The 14,940-nt window shown below is 66.3% G+C and carries 19 protein-coding genes; 11 read left to right on the forward strand and 8 right to left on the reverse strand.

The window, feature by feature from the left end:
• Together N5J73_RS22125 and N5J73_RS22130 are read right to left on the reverse strand one after the other, a co-directional pair.
• A partial coding sequence (locus tag N5J73_RS22125; RefSeq protein ID WP_010486816.1) for a GNAT family N-acetyltransferase occupies positions 1 to 538 on the reverse strand: 538 nt, incomplete at its 3' end.
• A gap of 126 nt (positions 539 to 664) precedes the next feature.
• Positions 665 to 1,510 carry a glycine zipper 2TM domain-containing protein gene (locus N5J73_RS22130; RefSeq protein WP_010486814.1) on the reverse strand — a complete coding sequence of 282 codons (846 nt, stop codon included), beginning with the start codon at positions 1,508 to 1,510 and terminating at the stop codon, positions 665 to 667.
• Positions 1,511 to 1,673: 163 nt separating this feature from the next.
• Between N5J73_RS22130 and N5J73_RS22135 the strand changes: the two genes are divergently transcribed.
• Positions 1,674 to 1,889: a DUF6116 family protein gene (locus N5J73_RS22135; protein ID WP_049449187.1), complete on the forward strand. Its 216-nt coding sequence runs from the start codon at positions 1,674 to 1,676 to the stop codon at positions 1,887 to 1,889.
• Positions 1,886 to 2,659: a TatD family hydrolase gene (locus tag N5J73_RS22140; RefSeq protein ID WP_049449189.1), complete on the forward strand. Its 774-nt coding sequence runs from the start codon at positions 1,886 to 1,888 to the stop codon at positions 2,657 to 2,659. The genes N5J73_RS22135 and N5J73_RS22140 overlap by 4 nt, the downstream gene beginning before the upstream one ends.
• Before the next feature lie 33 nt (positions 2,660 to 2,692).
• Here N5J73_RS22140 and N5J73_RS22145 read toward each other — a convergent pair whose 3' ends face one another.
• On the reverse strand, positions 2,693 to 3,517 hold the full coding sequence (locus N5J73_RS22145) for a tRNA threonylcarbamoyladenosine dehydratase (protein WP_010486808.1): 825 nt from the start codon (positions 3,515 to 3,517) through the stop codon (positions 2,693 to 2,695).
• A gap of 80 nt (positions 3,518 to 3,597) precedes the next feature.
• On the opposite strand from N5J73_RS22145, the gene N5J73_RS22150 reads away from it, so the two are divergent.
• Complete coding sequence (locus N5J73_RS22150) at positions 3,598 to 4,032, forward strand: cytochrome c (protein WP_049449193.1); 435 nt, start codon at positions 3,598 to 3,600, stop codon at positions 4,030 to 4,032.
• A gap of 136 nt (positions 4,033 to 4,168) precedes the next feature.
• The gene (locus N5J73_RS22155) at positions 4,169 to 4,663 is read left to right on the forward strand and encodes a glycine zipper 2TM domain-containing protein (RefSeq protein WP_049449195.1); all 495 of its coding nucleotides are present in this window, start codon (positions 4,169 to 4,171) and stop codon (positions 4,661 to 4,663) included.
• Positions 4,664 to 4,735: 72 nt separating this feature from the next.
• On the opposite strand, the gene N5J73_RS22160 is transcribed toward N5J73_RS22155, so the two are convergent.
• Positions 4,736 to 4,945 carry a cold-shock protein gene (locus N5J73_RS22160; RefSeq protein ID WP_010486802.1) on the reverse strand — a complete coding sequence of 70 codons (210 nt, stop codon included), beginning with the start codon at positions 4,943 to 4,945 and terminating at the stop codon, positions 4,736 to 4,738.
• A gap of 235 nt (positions 4,946 to 5,180) precedes the next feature.
• Here N5J73_RS22160 and N5J73_RS22165 point away from each other — a divergent pair, with 235 nt between their 5' ends.
• The 3 genes from N5J73_RS22165 (at position 5,181) to arsC (ending at position 7,280) form a co-directional block, all read left to right on the forward strand.
• Positions 5,181 to 5,666, forward strand: coding sequence for a DUF456 domain-containing protein (locus tag N5J73_RS22165; protein ID WP_019337375.1), 486 nt, complete (start codon positions 5,181 to 5,183; stop codon positions 5,664 to 5,666).
• Between the two features lie 118 nt (positions 5,667 to 5,784).
• The gene (locus tag N5J73_RS22170) at positions 5,785 to 6,939 is read left to right on the forward strand and encodes a phospholipase A (RefSeq protein ID WP_049449197.1); all 1,155 of its coding nucleotides are present in this window, start codon (positions 5,785 to 5,787) and stop codon (positions 6,937 to 6,939) included.
• The gene (gene arsC, locus N5J73_RS22175; protein ID WP_049449198.1) at positions 6,939 to 7,280 is read left to right on the forward strand and encodes an arsenate reductase (glutaredoxin); all 342 of its coding nucleotides are present in this window, start codon (positions 6,939 to 6,941) and stop codon (positions 7,278 to 7,280) included. Before N5J73_RS22170 ends, arsC begins: the two co-directional genes overlap by 1 nt.
• 112 nt (positions 7,281 to 7,392) lie before the next feature.
• Here arsC and N5J73_RS22180 read toward each other — a convergent pair whose 3' ends face one another.
• The 4 genes from N5J73_RS22180 to N5J73_RS22195 form a co-directional block, all read right to left on the reverse strand.
• Positions 7,393 to 8,028: a glutathione S-transferase family protein gene (locus N5J73_RS22180; RefSeq protein WP_049449201.1), complete on the reverse strand. Its 636-nt coding sequence runs from the start codon at positions 8,026 to 8,028 to the stop codon at positions 7,393 to 7,395.
• A gap of 57 nt (positions 8,029 to 8,085) precedes the next feature.
• Positions 8,086 to 8,421, reverse strand: coding sequence for a hypothetical protein (locus tag N5J73_RS22185; RefSeq protein ID WP_049449203.1), 336 nt, complete (start codon positions 8,419 to 8,421; stop codon positions 8,086 to 8,088).
• 75 nt (positions 8,422 to 8,496) lie between these two features.
• The gene (locus N5J73_RS22190) at positions 8,497 to 8,892 is read right to left on the reverse strand and encodes a hypothetical protein (protein WP_049449204.1); all 396 of its coding nucleotides are present in this window, start codon (positions 8,890 to 8,892) and stop codon (positions 8,497 to 8,499) included.
• A gap of 119 nt (positions 8,893 to 9,011) precedes the next feature.
• Positions 9,012 to 10,529, reverse strand: coding sequence for a fumarate hydratase (locus N5J73_RS22195; RefSeq protein ID WP_049449206.1), 1,518 nt, complete (start codon positions 10,527 to 10,529; stop codon positions 9,012 to 9,014).
• Positions 10,530 to 10,676: 147 nt separating this feature from the next.
• On the opposite strand from N5J73_RS22195, the gene N5J73_RS22200 reads away from it, so the two are divergent.
• The 4 genes from N5J73_RS22200 to N5J73_RS22215 form a co-directional block, all read left to right on the forward strand.
• Entirely contained in the window at positions 10,677 to 11,573 is an 897-nt protein-coding gene (locus N5J73_RS22200; protein WP_049449207.1) for an RNA polymerase sigma-70 factor, read from the forward strand.
• 36 nt (positions 11,574 to 11,609) lie between these two features.
• Positions 11,610 to 12,059 carry a carboxymuconolactone decarboxylase family protein gene (locus N5J73_RS22205; RefSeq protein ID WP_049449209.1) on the forward strand — a complete coding sequence of 150 codons (450 nt, stop codon included), beginning with the start codon at positions 11,610 to 11,612 and terminating at the stop codon, positions 12,057 to 12,059.
• Positions 12,060 to 12,249: 190 nt separating this feature from the next.
• Positions 12,250 to 14,121 carry an ABC transporter ATP-binding protein gene (locus tag N5J73_RS22210; protein WP_049449211.1) on the forward strand — a complete coding sequence of 624 codons (1,872 nt, stop codon included), beginning with the start codon at positions 12,250 to 12,252 and terminating at the stop codon, positions 14,119 to 14,121.
• A gap of 79 nt (positions 14,122 to 14,200) precedes the next feature.
• Positions 14,201 to 14,940 (forward strand): ferredoxin--NADP reductase (locus N5J73_RS22215; RefSeq protein WP_279941350.1); only part of this gene is annotated, 740 nt, incomplete at its 3' end.

The raw sequence follows: 14,940 nt of genomic DNA on the forward strand, positions 1-14,940 counted from the left end.
AACGGCGCTGCCGCCACTGCTCGCGCGACTGGCCCCAGATCTGCATCGGCTTGTCGTTGTACGGCGCTGGCAGCTCCCCCATGCGCAGCATCGTGCTGCCGAGCTTGCGCGCGACCGCCCGCGAGTTGTCGTTGTTCTCGGCGATGGTGTGGATCACCTCATCCCACCCGAGCGTGTCGAACGCCCAGTCGATCGCGGCGACCGCAGCTTCCGGCGCATAGCCCCTGCCCCAGCTGGCATGGCGGATGCCCCAGCCGACCTCGGTACCAGGCCAGTCCTGCGGTTGCCAGGGACCCATGCGCCCGATCCAGTCGCCGCTGGATTTCTCGATCACGCTGAACATCGAGAAGCCGAACAGCTGCCAGGCGCCGGCCAGGCTGCAGAAGCCACGCCAGGCCACCGAAGGCGGCTGCACGCCACCGAGGGTGCGCATCGTTTCCTCGTCGGCGCAGAACGCCAGGTAGGGTTCGTAGTCCTCGCGCAGCAGTGGGCGCAGGATCAGGCGCTCTGTTTCGATGCGCAGGTCGAAAATGCTCATGCCGGCTCCATGTCGAAGGAAGCGTCCATGATGGTGGATTCGCGCTCCGCACGGATGAATTTCGCCGGCTGCAACGAAACGGGCCGGCATGAGCCGGCCCGTGGGGTACTGCATGCTGCTTCCAGACTACTGGCGCGTGGTGGCCGCAGTGGCACCGGCGGCAGCGGTCTGCGTGACCAGCTGGCCATCGACCACCGGCAGGCGATCGCTGGCCGGCTTGTTGTCCATGCGCACGGTCTTCTCGGCGCCGTCGTAGCGGTAGGTCACGTTGTAACCCTTCACTACGTCGTTGGTACCCATGGCAATGCGGTTGCCCGGCTTGCTGGCCATGCGCATGGTGCCGGTGGTGCCGTCCTCGTTGCGATAGGTCACGTTGTAGCCGGTAACGCGGCTCGACTCGGAGGTCGCGGTCTCGGTGTGGCACTGGCGCTCGGTGCGGTTGACCACGCGGCCCCCCACATGGCGCTTGTCGATCTGGTTGCCGATGAAGCCACCCGCCACGGCACCGGCTGCGGTCGCGGCTTTCTTGCCGTTGCCGCCGCCGACCTGGTTGCCCAGCAGGCCACCCACCACGGCACCGACCACGGTGCCGCCGACGTTGCCGTCACGTTCCGGCAGGCGCTCCTGCACCGTCACGTCCTGGCAGACTTCATGCGGTGTCTGCGTGGTGGAGGTCTCGCGCACCGCATCGGTGCCGATCACGGTGGCGTAGGCCTTCTGCTTCTCGGTGATCGGGTCGACCTTCAGCACATCGGCATATTCCAGCCCACGCGGTGCCGACGGGTCGAGCGTGTCACCACGCGCGCCATCGTCAGTGGCGTTGCCATCGACCAGGCGCGATTCGCCATTGGGGGTTCCGGCGCTGATGGAATCAGGCGACGTGTCGCCGCTCTTCATGAAGGCGGCGGTGGCGATACCACCGACCAGCAGCGCGCCCGCTGCGACCAGGACAGTTGTAGTTGTGCTTTTCATGACCTGCTCCTTGCGGACCATCCGCAACGTTCTCGGACCAGATTGCAGCATGCGCTGCCTGAACGGAATCTCCACATTTCCTGCTCATTCCCGTAACCCATTCAGCATCGGGAAATGCTGGGCCCGTGGTAGCGTTTGCATATTCCCCAGGAGGATTCCCGCCATGGCCAACCCGATGCTGCTGCCGGTACTGCAATGGGCACGCCGGCTGCGCTACCCCACCCTGTTCAAGCTCACCGCCGGCCTGTTCGCGCTGACCCTGTTCATCCCGGACCCGATTCCGTTCGTCGATGAGCTGGTATTGGGCTTCGGCACCCTGCTGCTGGCCAACTGGAAGCGCCGCAACGCTGCCACGCCACCACCGCTGGAACAGCGTTGAGCCTGCTGGTCGACAGCCACTGCCACCTCGATGCCGACGAGTTCGACAGTGACCGCGCCGCCGTGATCGCACGCGCGCAGGCCGCTGGCGTGCGGCTGCAGGTGGTGCCGGCGGTGACCGCTGGCAGCTGGCCGAAGCTGCGCGAGGTCTGCAGGCAGGCACCGGGACTGTACCCGGCCTATGGCCTGCACCCGATGTTCCTGGCCGAGCACCGGCCCGGCCACCTGCCGCTGCTGCGCGAGTGGATCGAGCGCGAACGCCCCTGCGCGATCGGCGAATGCGGCCTGGACTTCTTTGCCGAAGGCCTGGATGCCGAGGCGCAGCAGGCGTACTTCGTCGGTCAGCTGGAACTGGCCCGTGAGTACGAACTGCCTGTGATCGTGCATGCACGGCGTGCGGTGGATGCGGTGATCGCCGCGATCCGTCGCGTCGGCAGCCTGCGCGGCGTGGTGCACAGCTTTTCCGGCAGTCCGGAACAGGCGGCGCAACTGCACAGGCAGGGCTTCCTGCTCGGGCTCGGCGGCCCGTTGACCTACGACCGCGCGCAGCGCCTGCAGCGGCTGGTGCGCGAAATGCCGCTGGAACAACTGCTGCTGGAGACCGACGCGCCCGACCAGCCTGACGCCGGCATCCGCGGCCAGCGCAACGAACCGGCGCGGCTGGCGGTCATCGCCCGCCACGTGGCCGCGCTGCGCGGGATGGAGCTGGACGCAGTGGCCCAGGCCACGACGGAGAATGCACGACGCCTGTTCGCGCTGCCGGCAATGTAACGGCAGGTGCCGGCCGCTGGCCGGCACGATCCATCACACCTCGCTGGCCTCTACCGCTTCGGCCTTCACTTTCTTCGGCTCCAGCAGCATTTCCAGCGCCTTGCCCACCGCCGCGAACGCGAACGCGCCAGTGATATGGGTCGCCGCACCCAGGCCGGCGCCGCAGTCCAGCTTCAACGCCGCATCGGCGCCGAGGTTCGGGCGGATGCCACAGACGCTGCCATCAGCCTGCGGATACTTCACGTTCTCCAGCGAATACACCGCCGGCACACCGAAATAGCGCTTGGCGTTCTTCGGAAAATTGAACTCGCTGCGCAGCTTTTTGCGGATCAGCGCCAGCATGGCATCGTGCTCGGTGCGCGAGACATCGCGGATCCGCACCAGGGTGGGATCGGTACGCCCACCGGCGGCGCCGACGGTCAGCAGTGGCAGCTTGCGGCGGCGGCACCACGCAATCGTCTCGACCTTTACCCGGAAGCTGTCACAGGCGTCGATCACCAGATCGAAGCCCCGGTCCAGCAGCTCGGCCATGTTGGACACCGTCAGGAACGCCTGCACCGCATCAACCTCGATGTCCGGGTTGATCGCGCGGCAGCGCTCGGCCATCGCCTCGGCCTTGTTGCGGCCGTAGTTGCCTTCCATCGCCGGCAGCTGCCGGTTGGTATTGGACACGCAGATGTCATCGGCATCGATCAGGGTCAGGTGACCGACCGCAGAGCGCGCCAGCGCTTCCACCACCCATGAGCCGACACCCCCCATGCCCACCACCGCCACGCGGCTGCCCTGCAGGCGCTCGAGCGCACCCACGCCATACAGCCGTTCGATGCCGGCGAAGCGTTGTTTGACCTGTTCGTTCATCCGGCTATTTTAACGTGCAGGCGTCGGCGCCTGCAGCGCACCGGCATCGAACCCACCGTTGCACGCCCGGAGAGCCCGCCATGAACGCCAGCCCGCCCCGCCGCCCGTCCACCGCCTACCGCTATCTGTTCGTGCTGTGCCTGGGCCTGCTGATCGGCCTGATCGCCACGGTCATGGTGGGCCGCGCCCTGCAGGCGCGCCGCGACCCGTTCCCGGACAGCCTGATGCAGGTCATGCAGCGGCAATCAGAGCTGCTGCAGCAGGCCCAGCAGCAGAACCGCTGCAGCCTGGCCGACAGCGTACCGCGCCTGCAGGCCCTGCGCCTGCTGTCCAACGACCTCGATCTGGCCTTTCCCGGGCTGAAGGACAACGCGCAGTTCCAGCAGCATGCCAGCCAGCTGCGCGGCAGCCTCAACGCCGCCCTGGCCGCGCCGCCCAGCGATTGCACGGCCTTGGCCCAAGTGGTGGAAACCGTGCAGGCTGACTGCCGCGCCTGCCACCAGGACTTCCGCTGAGCCGCATTCATCCTGCAGCCGGGCAAGGCACGCACGGTTGGCGCGTCGTTCACGTTCAAAAGGGGACGATTCGTCCACCCTGCTGCATGACGCAGTACCACCCCAGACACCCGCCTTCACGGCCAGGAGACGCCCCATGAAGATCCAGCTCATTGCCGCCAGCGCCATCGCTACCCTCGCCCTGGCAGGCTGTGCCACCTCACCCGGCTACGGCGGTGGTGGCTACAACAACGGCTACAACAATGGCGGCTACGGCAACAATGGTGGCTACAACCAGGGCCGCTGCGCCGACTGCGGCATCGTGACCCGCATCAGCACCGTACAGTCCGGCCGTACCGCCCCCAGCGCTACCGGCGCCATCCTCGGCGGCATCGTCGGCGCCGTGGCAGGCCATGAGATCTCCGACCACACCGGCGGCAGCCGCGGCAACAAGAACATCGCCGCCGCCGCAGGCGCGGTCGGTGGCGCGCTGGCCGGCAACCAGATCCAGAAGAACGTGACCAGCGATACCTACGACATCAGCGTGCGCATGGACGATGGCCGCACCATCGTGGTCAACCAGCGTGACCTCGGCGGCATCCGCGAGAACACCTATGTGCGCGTGGTCAACGGCAAGGTCATCCTGCGCTGATCCGCACCGGGCCAAGCGCAAAGAAAAAGGCCCGCTTGCGCGGGCCTTTTTCATGCCGACAGGCGGCGGGTATTACACCGGCTGGACCTTGTCAGCCTGCAGACCCTTCTGGCCCTGCACGACTTCGAAGCTCACAGTCTGGCCTTCCTTGAGGCTCTTGAAGCCCTGGGTCTCGATGGCGCGGAAGTGCACGAACACGTCCTCGCCATTCTGCCGGCTGATGAAGCCGAAGCCCTTCGCATCATTGAACCACTTTACGGTACCGGTCTCGCGATCAGCCATCTCACTAACTCCCTTTGACTCTCTCTTGTTGTTGGAAACGCCTGGTGGGCGGCTGACAAGCAAGGGGGAAGCGAGGTGCATCGATGCAGCGGATCGGGAAGATCTTGCTTCATCAGGCCACGATCCACGGTGACCTTGCCAAGCTCAGCGACTGCAACTTAACCCGCCCAAAACGAAAAATCAACTGGCAAAATCTTTCACTGTCAACCCCAAAACGGCCACCATACGGGACAGCATGGGACTCTCATTCATCTTATATCTGCTAGCGGTCATTTTTGTCCTGGTCGGCATCGCCGGGATCATCCTGCCAGCCCTCCCCGGCATCCCGCTGGTATTCATCGGACTGCTGCTGGCGGCCTGGGCCGACGGCTTCGCCCATGTGGGCTGGCCAACCCTGGTCGCACTGGGTGTACTGACCGTGCTCTCGCTGCTGGCGGACGTGCTGGCCACAGTGGTGGGCGCACAACGGGTGGGCGCCAGCCGGAAGGCGCTATGGGGCACGTTCCTCGGCAGCATCGTCGGCCTGTTCTTCATGCCGATCGGCCTGTTCGCCGGCCCGTTGATCGGCGCCCTGCTCGGCGAGTACTGGCACACCCGCGAGCTGGGCCGCTCGACCAAGGTCGGCCTGGCCACCTGGCTCGGCATCCTGCTCGGCCTGGCGCTGAAGCTGGCGGTGGTGATCGCGATGCTGGGGCTGTTCGCCTTCGCCTGGTTCCTGTGACCGGTGCAGCCTTCACGCCACACGCACGCAGTGGCCGTGCATAAACCGTGGGGCTGGCCGCGATGCGGTGCAGCCGCCACACTGTGCGATCCCCATAGTCACCGAAGGGCCTGCTGGAATGACCCTCCCCTCGCTGCTTCCCCGCCTTGCACCGCTGGCGCTGGCCTTGGCCAGTGCGCCGCTGGCCGCGCAGGAGTTCGTGCCCAGCACCGACACCTCGCCGGCCGCTTGCGCGGCCATCACCACCGACGCGGCGCGCCTGGCCTGCTATGACCGCCTGTTCGCGCACACCCCGCAGGCCACGGCGGCTGCCGACGCCGCTGCCGAGGCGGCCGCGCAGGCCCTTCGCGAAGAGCGCAAGACCGCACGCGTGAGCCAGGGCGAAGAGAAACTGCGCGAACGGGTCAGCGACCTGTTCCGTCCGGCAACACCGGACAGCGCACTGGCCAACGCCGGCCGTGGTTCGTTGCTGGACAGCCGCTGGGAACTGGCCGAAGACTCCAAGCTGGGTCCATTTCAGCTGCGTGCCTACAAGCCGGTGTACCTGCTGCCGGCGTTCTGGACCAGCGACCGCAACACCACGCCGCATTCGCCGAACCCGGCAAACACGGTCACCACGCCGCAGGTGCTGGACAGTGCCGAACTGAAGTTCCAGATCAGCTTCAAGACCAAGATCGCCGAGAACCTGTTCGGCGACAACGGCGATATCTGGGCCGGCTACACCCAGAGCTCGCGCTGGCAGGCCTACAACGGCGAGGATTCGCGCCCGTTCCGCGAAACCAATTACGAGCCGGAAGTGATGATGGTGTTCCGCAACGGCTATTCGATCGGTGGCTGGCGCGGGCGCATGACCGGCATCGCGCTGAACCACCAGTCCAATGGCCGCGCTGATCCGCTGTCGCGCAGCTGGAACCGGGTGATGCTCAACATCGGCCTGGACCGTGAGAACTGGGCGCTGGTGCTGCGGCCGTGGTACCGCATTCCCGAGACGCGCAGCGACGACAACAACCCGGACATCGAGGATTACATGGGCCGCGGTGACGCGACCCTGACCTGGAACCGCAACGGCCACGAAGTCTCTTTGATGGCGCGCCATTCGCTGCGCACCGGCAGCCGCTCGCACGGCGCCCTGCAGCTGGACTACGGCTTCCCGATCAGCAACCTGCTGCGCGGCCATGTGCAGGTCTTCGACGGCTACGGCGAAAGCCTGATCGACTACAACCACAAGGCTACCTACGTGGGCGTGGGCGTGTCCCTGCTGGAGTGGTTCTGATGGACGTGACGATCTGGCACAACCCGGCCTGCAGCAATTCACGCGGCGCATTGAAGCTGATTCGCGATGCGGGCTTTGAGCCGGAGGTGATCGAGTACCTCGGCAATCCACCCGATGTGGCCACACTGCGCCAGGTACTGGCCGAATCCGGATTGAACGCGCGTGATCTGGTGCGCAGCAAGGAAGCGCAGTTCGCCGAACTGGGCCTGGAAGATGCAGGCGAGGCCACGCTGCTGGCCGCGATGGCCGAACACCCGCGCCTGATCAACCGCCCCGTGGTGCGCACGCCCAAGGGAACGCGGCTGTGCCGCCCGCCCGAAACGGTGCTGGAGATCCTGTAATCCGCACCGCCGCCGCGTAGCGGAGCGTGTTGGTAGAGCCGAGCCATGCTCGGCTGCATTCATGGACTGCACGCGAACAGCAGCCGAGCATGGCTCGGCTCTACAGAACAGGTTACCGCCAGTCGGTGATGCCTTCGCGGCGGTACACCTCGGCGAACGCCGGGCGCGCCTTCATCGACGTGGCATGCGCCTTGAGCTCCGGCCAGGTGTCGCTGGGCTTCGGCATGTTGCGCGACCAGCGCATCAGCATCACCAGCATGTAGTCGACCACGCAGGGCGTGGTGCCCAGCAGGTAAGGGCCATGCGCCTGCAGGTGCGTGGCCACATGCTGCCAGGCCGCTTCAAGGCGCTGACGGGCCATCTCGCGACTCGCCTCGACGTTCGCCTCGCCCGCCACCTCATGCGGATAGAACCAGGCGCGATAGGCCGGCTGCAGCGTATTGGCACACCAGAACATCCAGCGGTAGGCATCGGCGCGCTGCGGCGTGCCCAGCGCGGGCAGCAGGTTGGCGTCCGGATGGCGATCAGCCAGGTACAACGCAATGGCCGCCGCTTCGGTCAGTACCAGGCCATCGATGAGCAGCGTCGGCACCACACCGGCCGGATTCAGTGCCAGGTACTGCGCTGACTTGTGCTCGCGCGCGTCGAAATCCAGCAGCACCAGTTCGTGCTCGATGCCCAGCTCGATCAGCAGCCAATGCACCACCAGGGCGGCGGTGCTGGTTGAACCATACAGCGTGGTGCTCATGCGCGGGTCCTGTGTGGATGGATCGACCGATTATGCGCCCACACCGGTTGTCGCCGCTCAGCCGCAACTGCTCATGCAGGTATCGCGGCGTTCGCCACAGGACATCATCGGCGCGCGCATCGTGCAGTCATGCGCCTTCAGTTCACAGGAACGGCGCAGTTCGGGGTTGGAAACGTCCTTGCAGCGCTTGTCCGGCGCCGGCACCACCTGTTGTTCACAGCTGAAGTCATTGCTGCCGATGCTCCCCTTCGCCATGCAGCTGCGGTAGCTGGCCTGGCACTGCATGCGGCACTGCGAGGAGGCGGAGAAATCCGCACCTTCGTAGGACGACGTTGTGCTGCAGCCAGCCAGGACCAGCAGGAACACAGCCGGGAGGGATCGATGCAGGCGCATGGGCACATCCTGGTGCAGTGGGTGTGTCGACCCTAGCAGACCACGGTTGCTCCTGCATGCACCAGCGCCCCCCGATCAGTACACGGGAATACCGGTGTCGGTGCGGACTTCATTCACGGTGCCGCCGCAGGAGAGAAGGCACTGGGCGTAAGGAGCACTGCATGAAGGAAGCGCCGGGGGACCACAGTAGTTGCCGGCACCGTTGCCTCCTTCGCAGTTGTGCCGCTGCTTGTCATCGGCGATACCACTGCAACGGCTGATGATCCGGCTCTTCTCGCTTTCGCAGCGCCGCTGCTCCGACTCGCCGCGGGCGCGGTTGTGGAAGTCACACGTCGCCTTCTGGCTCTCGCAGACCGACGCGCAGATCTTCCCCGCTTCGTGGGTTGGAGGTTCAACGAAGTAACGCGGCCCGCAGGCGCTGCACGCCAGCGCAGCGACCAGCAACACGAAAACACGCGACCACTTCAGCACGATGGACTCCCTTCCAAGGCGTCAGCCAGCACGTTAGCAGAGCAGGCCGCGTGCGGGCAGGCTGCACACGACAACGGCGCCACACGGGCGCCGTTGTCTGGACCGAAGCGTGCGGGGAATTACTCCACCACCACCGGAATCTTGCCGATGCGGGCCTGCCATTCGCGCGGGCCGGTCTTGTGCACCGATTCACCGGTGGAGTCGACGGCCACGGTCACCGGCATGTCCTGCACGGTGAACTCGTAGATCGCTTCCATGCCCAGGTCGGCGAAGCCGACCACCTTGGCCGCCTTGATCGCCTTGGACACCAGGTAGGCCGAACCACCGACGGCCATCAGGTAGGCCGACTTGTGCTTCTTGATGGCCTCGATGGCGGCCGGGCCGCGCTCGGCCTTGCCGACCATGCCCAGCAGGCCGGTCTGTGCCAGCACCTGCTCGGTGAACTTGTCCATGCGGGTCGCCGTGGTCGGACCGGCCGGGCCCACCACTTCGTCGCGCACCGGATCGACCGGGCCGACGTAATAGATGAAGCGACCCTTCAGATCGACCGGCAGTTCTTCGCCCTTGTTGAGCATGTCGACCATGCGCTTGTGCGCAGCATCGCGGCCGGTCAGCAGCTTGCCGTTGAGCAGCAGGGTCTGGCCCGGCTTCCAGCTGGCCACGTCTTCCGGCGTGATCGTGTCCAGGTCCACGCGGGTGCCCTTGGACGCGTCGTAGGTCAGCTTCGGCCAGTCTTCCAGCGACGGCGGGTCCAGCATCACCGGGCCGCTGCCATCGAGGGTGAAGTGCGCATGGCGGGTGGCCGCGCAGTTCGGGATCATCGCCACCGGCAGGTTGGCCGCGTGGGTCGGGTAGTCGTTGATCTTGATGTCGAGCACGGTGGTCAGACCACCCAGGCCCTGCGCACCGATGCCCAGCGCGTTGACCTTCTCGTACAGCTCGAGGCGCAGCTCTTCGATGCGGTTGGACGCGCCACGCGCCTGCAGCTCGGTGATGTCGATCGGCTCCATCAGCGCTTCCTTGGCCAGCAGCATCGCCTTCTCGGCGGTGCCACCGATGCCGATGCCGAGCATGCCCGGCGGGCACCAGCCGGCGCCCATGGTCGGCACGGTCTTCAGCACCCAGTCGACGATCGAGTCGGACGGGTTGAGCATGGCGAACTTGGTCTTCGCTTCCGAACCACCGCCCTTGGCGGCGACGATCACGTCGACCTTGTTGCCCGGCACCACCTTCACGTTGACCACGCCCGGGGTGTTGTCCCTGGTGTTGATGCGCTTGCCGGCCGGATCAGCCAGCACCGAGGCGCGCAGCTTGTTGTCCGGGTGCATGTAGGCGCGGCGCACGCCTTCATTGGCCATGTCTTCCACGCCCATGGTGGCGTCGTCCCAACGCACGTCCATGCCGATTTCCAGGAACACGGTGACGATGCCGGTGTCCTGGCAGATCGGACGGTGGCCTTCGGCGCACATGCGTGAATTGATCAGGATCTGCGCCATCGCTTCCTTCGCGGCCGGCGACTCCTCGCGCTCGTAGGCGGCGGCAAGGTTCTTGATGTAATCGACCGGGTGGTAGTACGAGATGTACTGCAGCGCGTCGGCGATGGACTGGATGAGGTCTTCCTGCTTGATCGATGTCACGACTTGCTCGCTTGCTGGAGGCTGGCGGGGGTAATCCCCCCATTTTACCCCCTCCCCCGGCCGCAGGGTGGTAGTACCGGCCGCTGGCCGGCAATATCCCCGCAAGCCCTCTGTCACGCCACGCGCCACTGCGGCGTCCTTGCCCACATGAACGCCGAAACCGCTTTCCAGACCCACCGCCCGCGCCTGATGGCCCTGGCCTACCGCCTGCTCGGCAGTCGCGCCGACGCCGAAGACGTGGTCCAGGATGCCTGGCTGCGCTGGTCCGGTGCCGATCCGGCGGCCGTCCGCGACCCCGAAGCCTGGCTGGTCACCACCACCACCCGGCTCGGCCTGGACCGGCTGCGCGCGGCCAAGCGCGAGCGCGCGCACTACGTCGGCCCGTGGCTGGCCGAGCCGCTGGCGGTCACCCTGGAGCCCGACCCGGCGCCCGGCCCGGCCCAGCTGCATGCGCTGGCCGACGACGTCTCGGTCGCCTTCCTGACCCTGCTCGAACAGCTCGGCCCCGAGGAACGCGCCGCCTTCCTGCTGAAGGAGGCCTTTGACCACGACTACCGCGAAATCGCCGACCTGATCGGCCACAGCGAGGCCAACTGCCGGCAGCTGGTGCACCGCGCCCGGCAGCGGTTGCAGGCCGGACGACCGCGCTTCAACGCCGATGCCAGCCAGCACCGGCAGCTGCTGGCGCGCTTCATGGATGCCTCGCAGCGCGGCGACAGCGAGGCGATCCAGGCCCTGCTGCACACCAACGCGTTGCTGATGTCCGACGGCGGCGGTGTGGTCACCGCAGCGGTGCGCCCGCTGCTGGGCGCCGAGCGCATCGGTCGCCTGTTCTGGGCCATTGCCCGCCGCGGCGCGGTGCATCCGGCGCAGTTGGGCTACGTCAACGGCGAGCCGGCGATCCTGCGTTTCCAGGGTGACCGCCTGCACTCGGTCACCACCATCGAAGTGGTCGATGGCCGCATCGCCAACGTGTACAGCGTGCTGAATCCGGAAAAGTTGCCGAAGGTTGTCACGCGCGGTGACGGTGCGGCGTCCTGGTAGTGAAAGGCGGCCATCGTGGCCGCCGTGGAGCCCCCGATGTCCAATCACACTTCTCCCCGCGTCCCCTACACCCGCCTGGCTGCCGATGCCTTCAAGGGCCTGCTGGCCACCAGCCAAGCGGTGCATGACAGCTCGATCGATCCGACCCTGATGGAACTGGTGTTCCTGCGCGTGTCGCAGCTCAACGGCTGCGGCTACTGCATGGACATGCACGGCACCGCGCTGCGCAAGGGTGGCATCGAGCCGCGCAAGCTGGACACCCTGCCCGCCTGGCACGAAAGCCGTTTCTTCGATGCCCGCGAGCGTGCAGCGCTGGGCTGGGCCGAGGCACTGACCCGGCTGACCGACGGTGCGCCGTCGCAGGCGGCGTTCGATGCACTGGCACCGCACTTCGATGAGAAGGGCATCAGTGACCTGAGCATGGGGATTGCAGTGATCAATGCCTGGAACCGGCTGGGTGCGGGCCTGCTGCCGCCGCTGCCGTAGAAAGAGGCCAGCCGGGCAGGTCAGGTTCTGCAGCTGTTGGTAGGTGTCGACCTTGGTCGACACGGTAGATCCACGCCATGCGTGGATGTGGTGGGTCAGAGCCCTTTGCGTCGCAAAGGGCTCTGACCCCGGCGCTGCCACACGCCTGCACTGACCCCCTCTGCACGCATCCGGCGCGCACAATACGGGCATGCCTGCTCCCCCCACCGCTGGCGCTGCCGCCGCGAAGAAACCCAGCCTGCGCCAGCGCTTCAGGGCCATGCACAACCTGCCGCCGTTCCTGCGCATGGTCTGGCAGACCAGCCCTGCGCTCACCCTGGCCAGCCTCGGGCTGCGCCTGATCCGCGCCCTGCTGCCGGTGGCGATGCTGTACGTCGGCAAGCTGATCATCGACAGCGCCCTGCACCTGAGCCAGCACGATGCGGGCTTCCCGCCGCTGGCGGAGGCGCTGTCCAGCGGCGTGCTGAATCCACTGCTGGGCCTGCTGGCGCTGGAATTCGGCCTGGCCATCGCCTCGGACCTGCTCGGCCGTTTGGTCAGCTATGCCGACGCCCTGCTTTCCGAACTGTTCGCCAACGTCACCAGCATCCGCCTGATGGAACACGCGGCAACGCTGGACCTGGAGGACTTCGAGGACCCGGACCTGCAGGACAAGCTGGACCGCGCGCGGCGCCAGACCATGGGCCGGATGAACCTGATGAGCCAGCTGTTCGGCCAGGTGCAGGACGCGATCACCGTGGCCAGCCTCGCCGTCGGCCTGCTGGTGTATGCGCCGTGGCTGATCCTGCTGCTGGCGCTGGCGCTGGTGCCGGCCTTCATCGGCGAATCGCACTTCAACGCAGCCGGGTACAGCCTCAACTTCCAGTGGACGCCCGAGCGCCGCCAGCTCGACTACCTGCGCCAACTCGGCGCCAGCGTGGAAACGGCCAAGGAAGTGAAGATCTACAACCTGCACCGCTTCCTGGTGGAGCGCTACCGGCGCCTGTCGGTGGCGTTGTTCCAGGCCAACCGGGCGCTGGCCCGGCGCCGCGCGTTCTGGGGCACGCTGCTGGCCGCGCTGGGTACGCTGGGTTACTACACCGCCTATGCCTACATCGCCTGGCGCACGGTGCGCGGCGATTTCTCGATCGGCGACCTGACCTTCCTCGCCGGCAGCTTCCTTCGCCTGCGCCAGCTGCTGGAGGGCCTGCTGATCGGGTTCTCGCAGGTGGCCAGCCAGGCGCTGTACCTGGATGACCTGTTCTCGTTCTTCCAGATCGAGCCGGAAATCCACTCGCGGGAAGACGCCGCGCGCGTGCCGCAGCCGATCCGCCAGGGTTTCGTGTTCGAGAACGTCGGCTTCCGCTATCCCGATGCCGAACAATGGGCGGTGCGCCATCTGGATTTCCAGCTGCACGCCGGCGAAGTGCTGGCCCTGGTCGGCGAGAATGGCGCGGGCAAGACCACACTGGTCAAACTGCTGGCACGCCTGTACGAACCGGACGAGGGCCGCATCCTGCTCGATGGCCGCGACCTGCGCGACTACGACCTGGACGACCTGCGCGCCAACCTCGGAGTGATCTTCCAGGACTTCGTGCGCTACAACCTCAGCGCCGGCGAGAACATCGGCGTCGGTCAGGTCGAGGCGATGGATGACCAGGCACGCATCGCCGATGCCGCGCGGCGCGGCATGGCCGAGGAAGTGATCGACGACCTGCCCGGCGGCTACGACCAGCTGATCGGCCGCCGCTTCAAGCAGGGCGTGGACCTTTCTGGCGGCCAGTGGCAGAAGATCGCCATTGCCCGCGCGTGGATGCGCAATGCCCAGGTGATGATCCTGGATGAGCCAACGGCAGCGCTGGATGCGCGCAGTGAGTTCGAAGTGTTCCAGCGGTTCAGGGAGCTGGCGGATAATCGTACGGCAGTGCTGATTTCCCACCGCTTCTCTTCGGTACGCATGGCCGATCGCATCCTGGTGCTGGCCGATGGCCGGATCGAGGCCAGTGGCACCCATGAGCAACTGATGGCCGAAGGCGGCCGTTATGCCGAGCTGTTCGAGCTGCAGGCGGCCGGTTACCGCTGAGAACGCCTCTCGTTCCGCCCAATGAGAACTTGTCTCATTTGAGATAGAATCCCTCCGACGACTTTTGATAGATACGCCCATGTCCTCCGCTTTTGGCGCCGAAACGGTGCTTGAGGTCCGTCACTGGACCGACGCCTACTTCAGTTTCACCACCACCCGCGACAGCGGCTTCCGCTTCGAGAACGGCCAGTTCGTGATGATCGGCCTGGAAACCGAGGCGCGGCCGCTGCTGCGTGCGTATTCCATCGCCAGCGCCAACTGGGAAGAGCACCTGGAGTTCTTCAGCATCAAGGTGCAGGACGGCCCGCTGACCTCGCGTCTGCAGCACATCAAGCCGGGCGACAAGGTGCTGGTCGGCAAGAAACCCACCGGCACCCTGCTGATCAGCGACCTGCACCCGGGCAAGAACCTGTACCTGCTGGGTACCGGCACCGGCATGGCACCGTGGCTGTCGGTCATCAAGGACCCGGAAACCTACGAACGCTTCGAGAAGGTGATCCTCTGCCACGGCGTGCGCTACGAAAAGGACCTGGCCTATCGCGATTACTTCGAGAAGGAACTGCGCGAGCATGAGTTTCTGGGCGAGATGATCGGCGACAAGCTGCTGTACTACCCGGCGGTCACCCGTGAGCCGTTCGCCAACCAGGGCCGCCTGACCCAGCTGATGGAGAGCGGAGAGATGCAGCGCACCCTCGGCCTGCCGGAGCTGAACCCGGAAAACGACCGCGCGATGATCTGCGGCAGCCCGCAGATGCTGGCCGACCTGCGCAGTGTGCTCGACGCCCGCGGCTTCCAGGTCTCGCCTCGCATCGGCCAACC

Origin of the sequence: Stenotrophomonas sp. GD03654 (assembly GCF_029845105.1) — a bacterium.
GTDB lineage: Bacteria > Pseudomonadota > Gammaproteobacteria > Xanthomonadales > Xanthomonadaceae > Stenotrophomonas > Stenotrophomonas africana.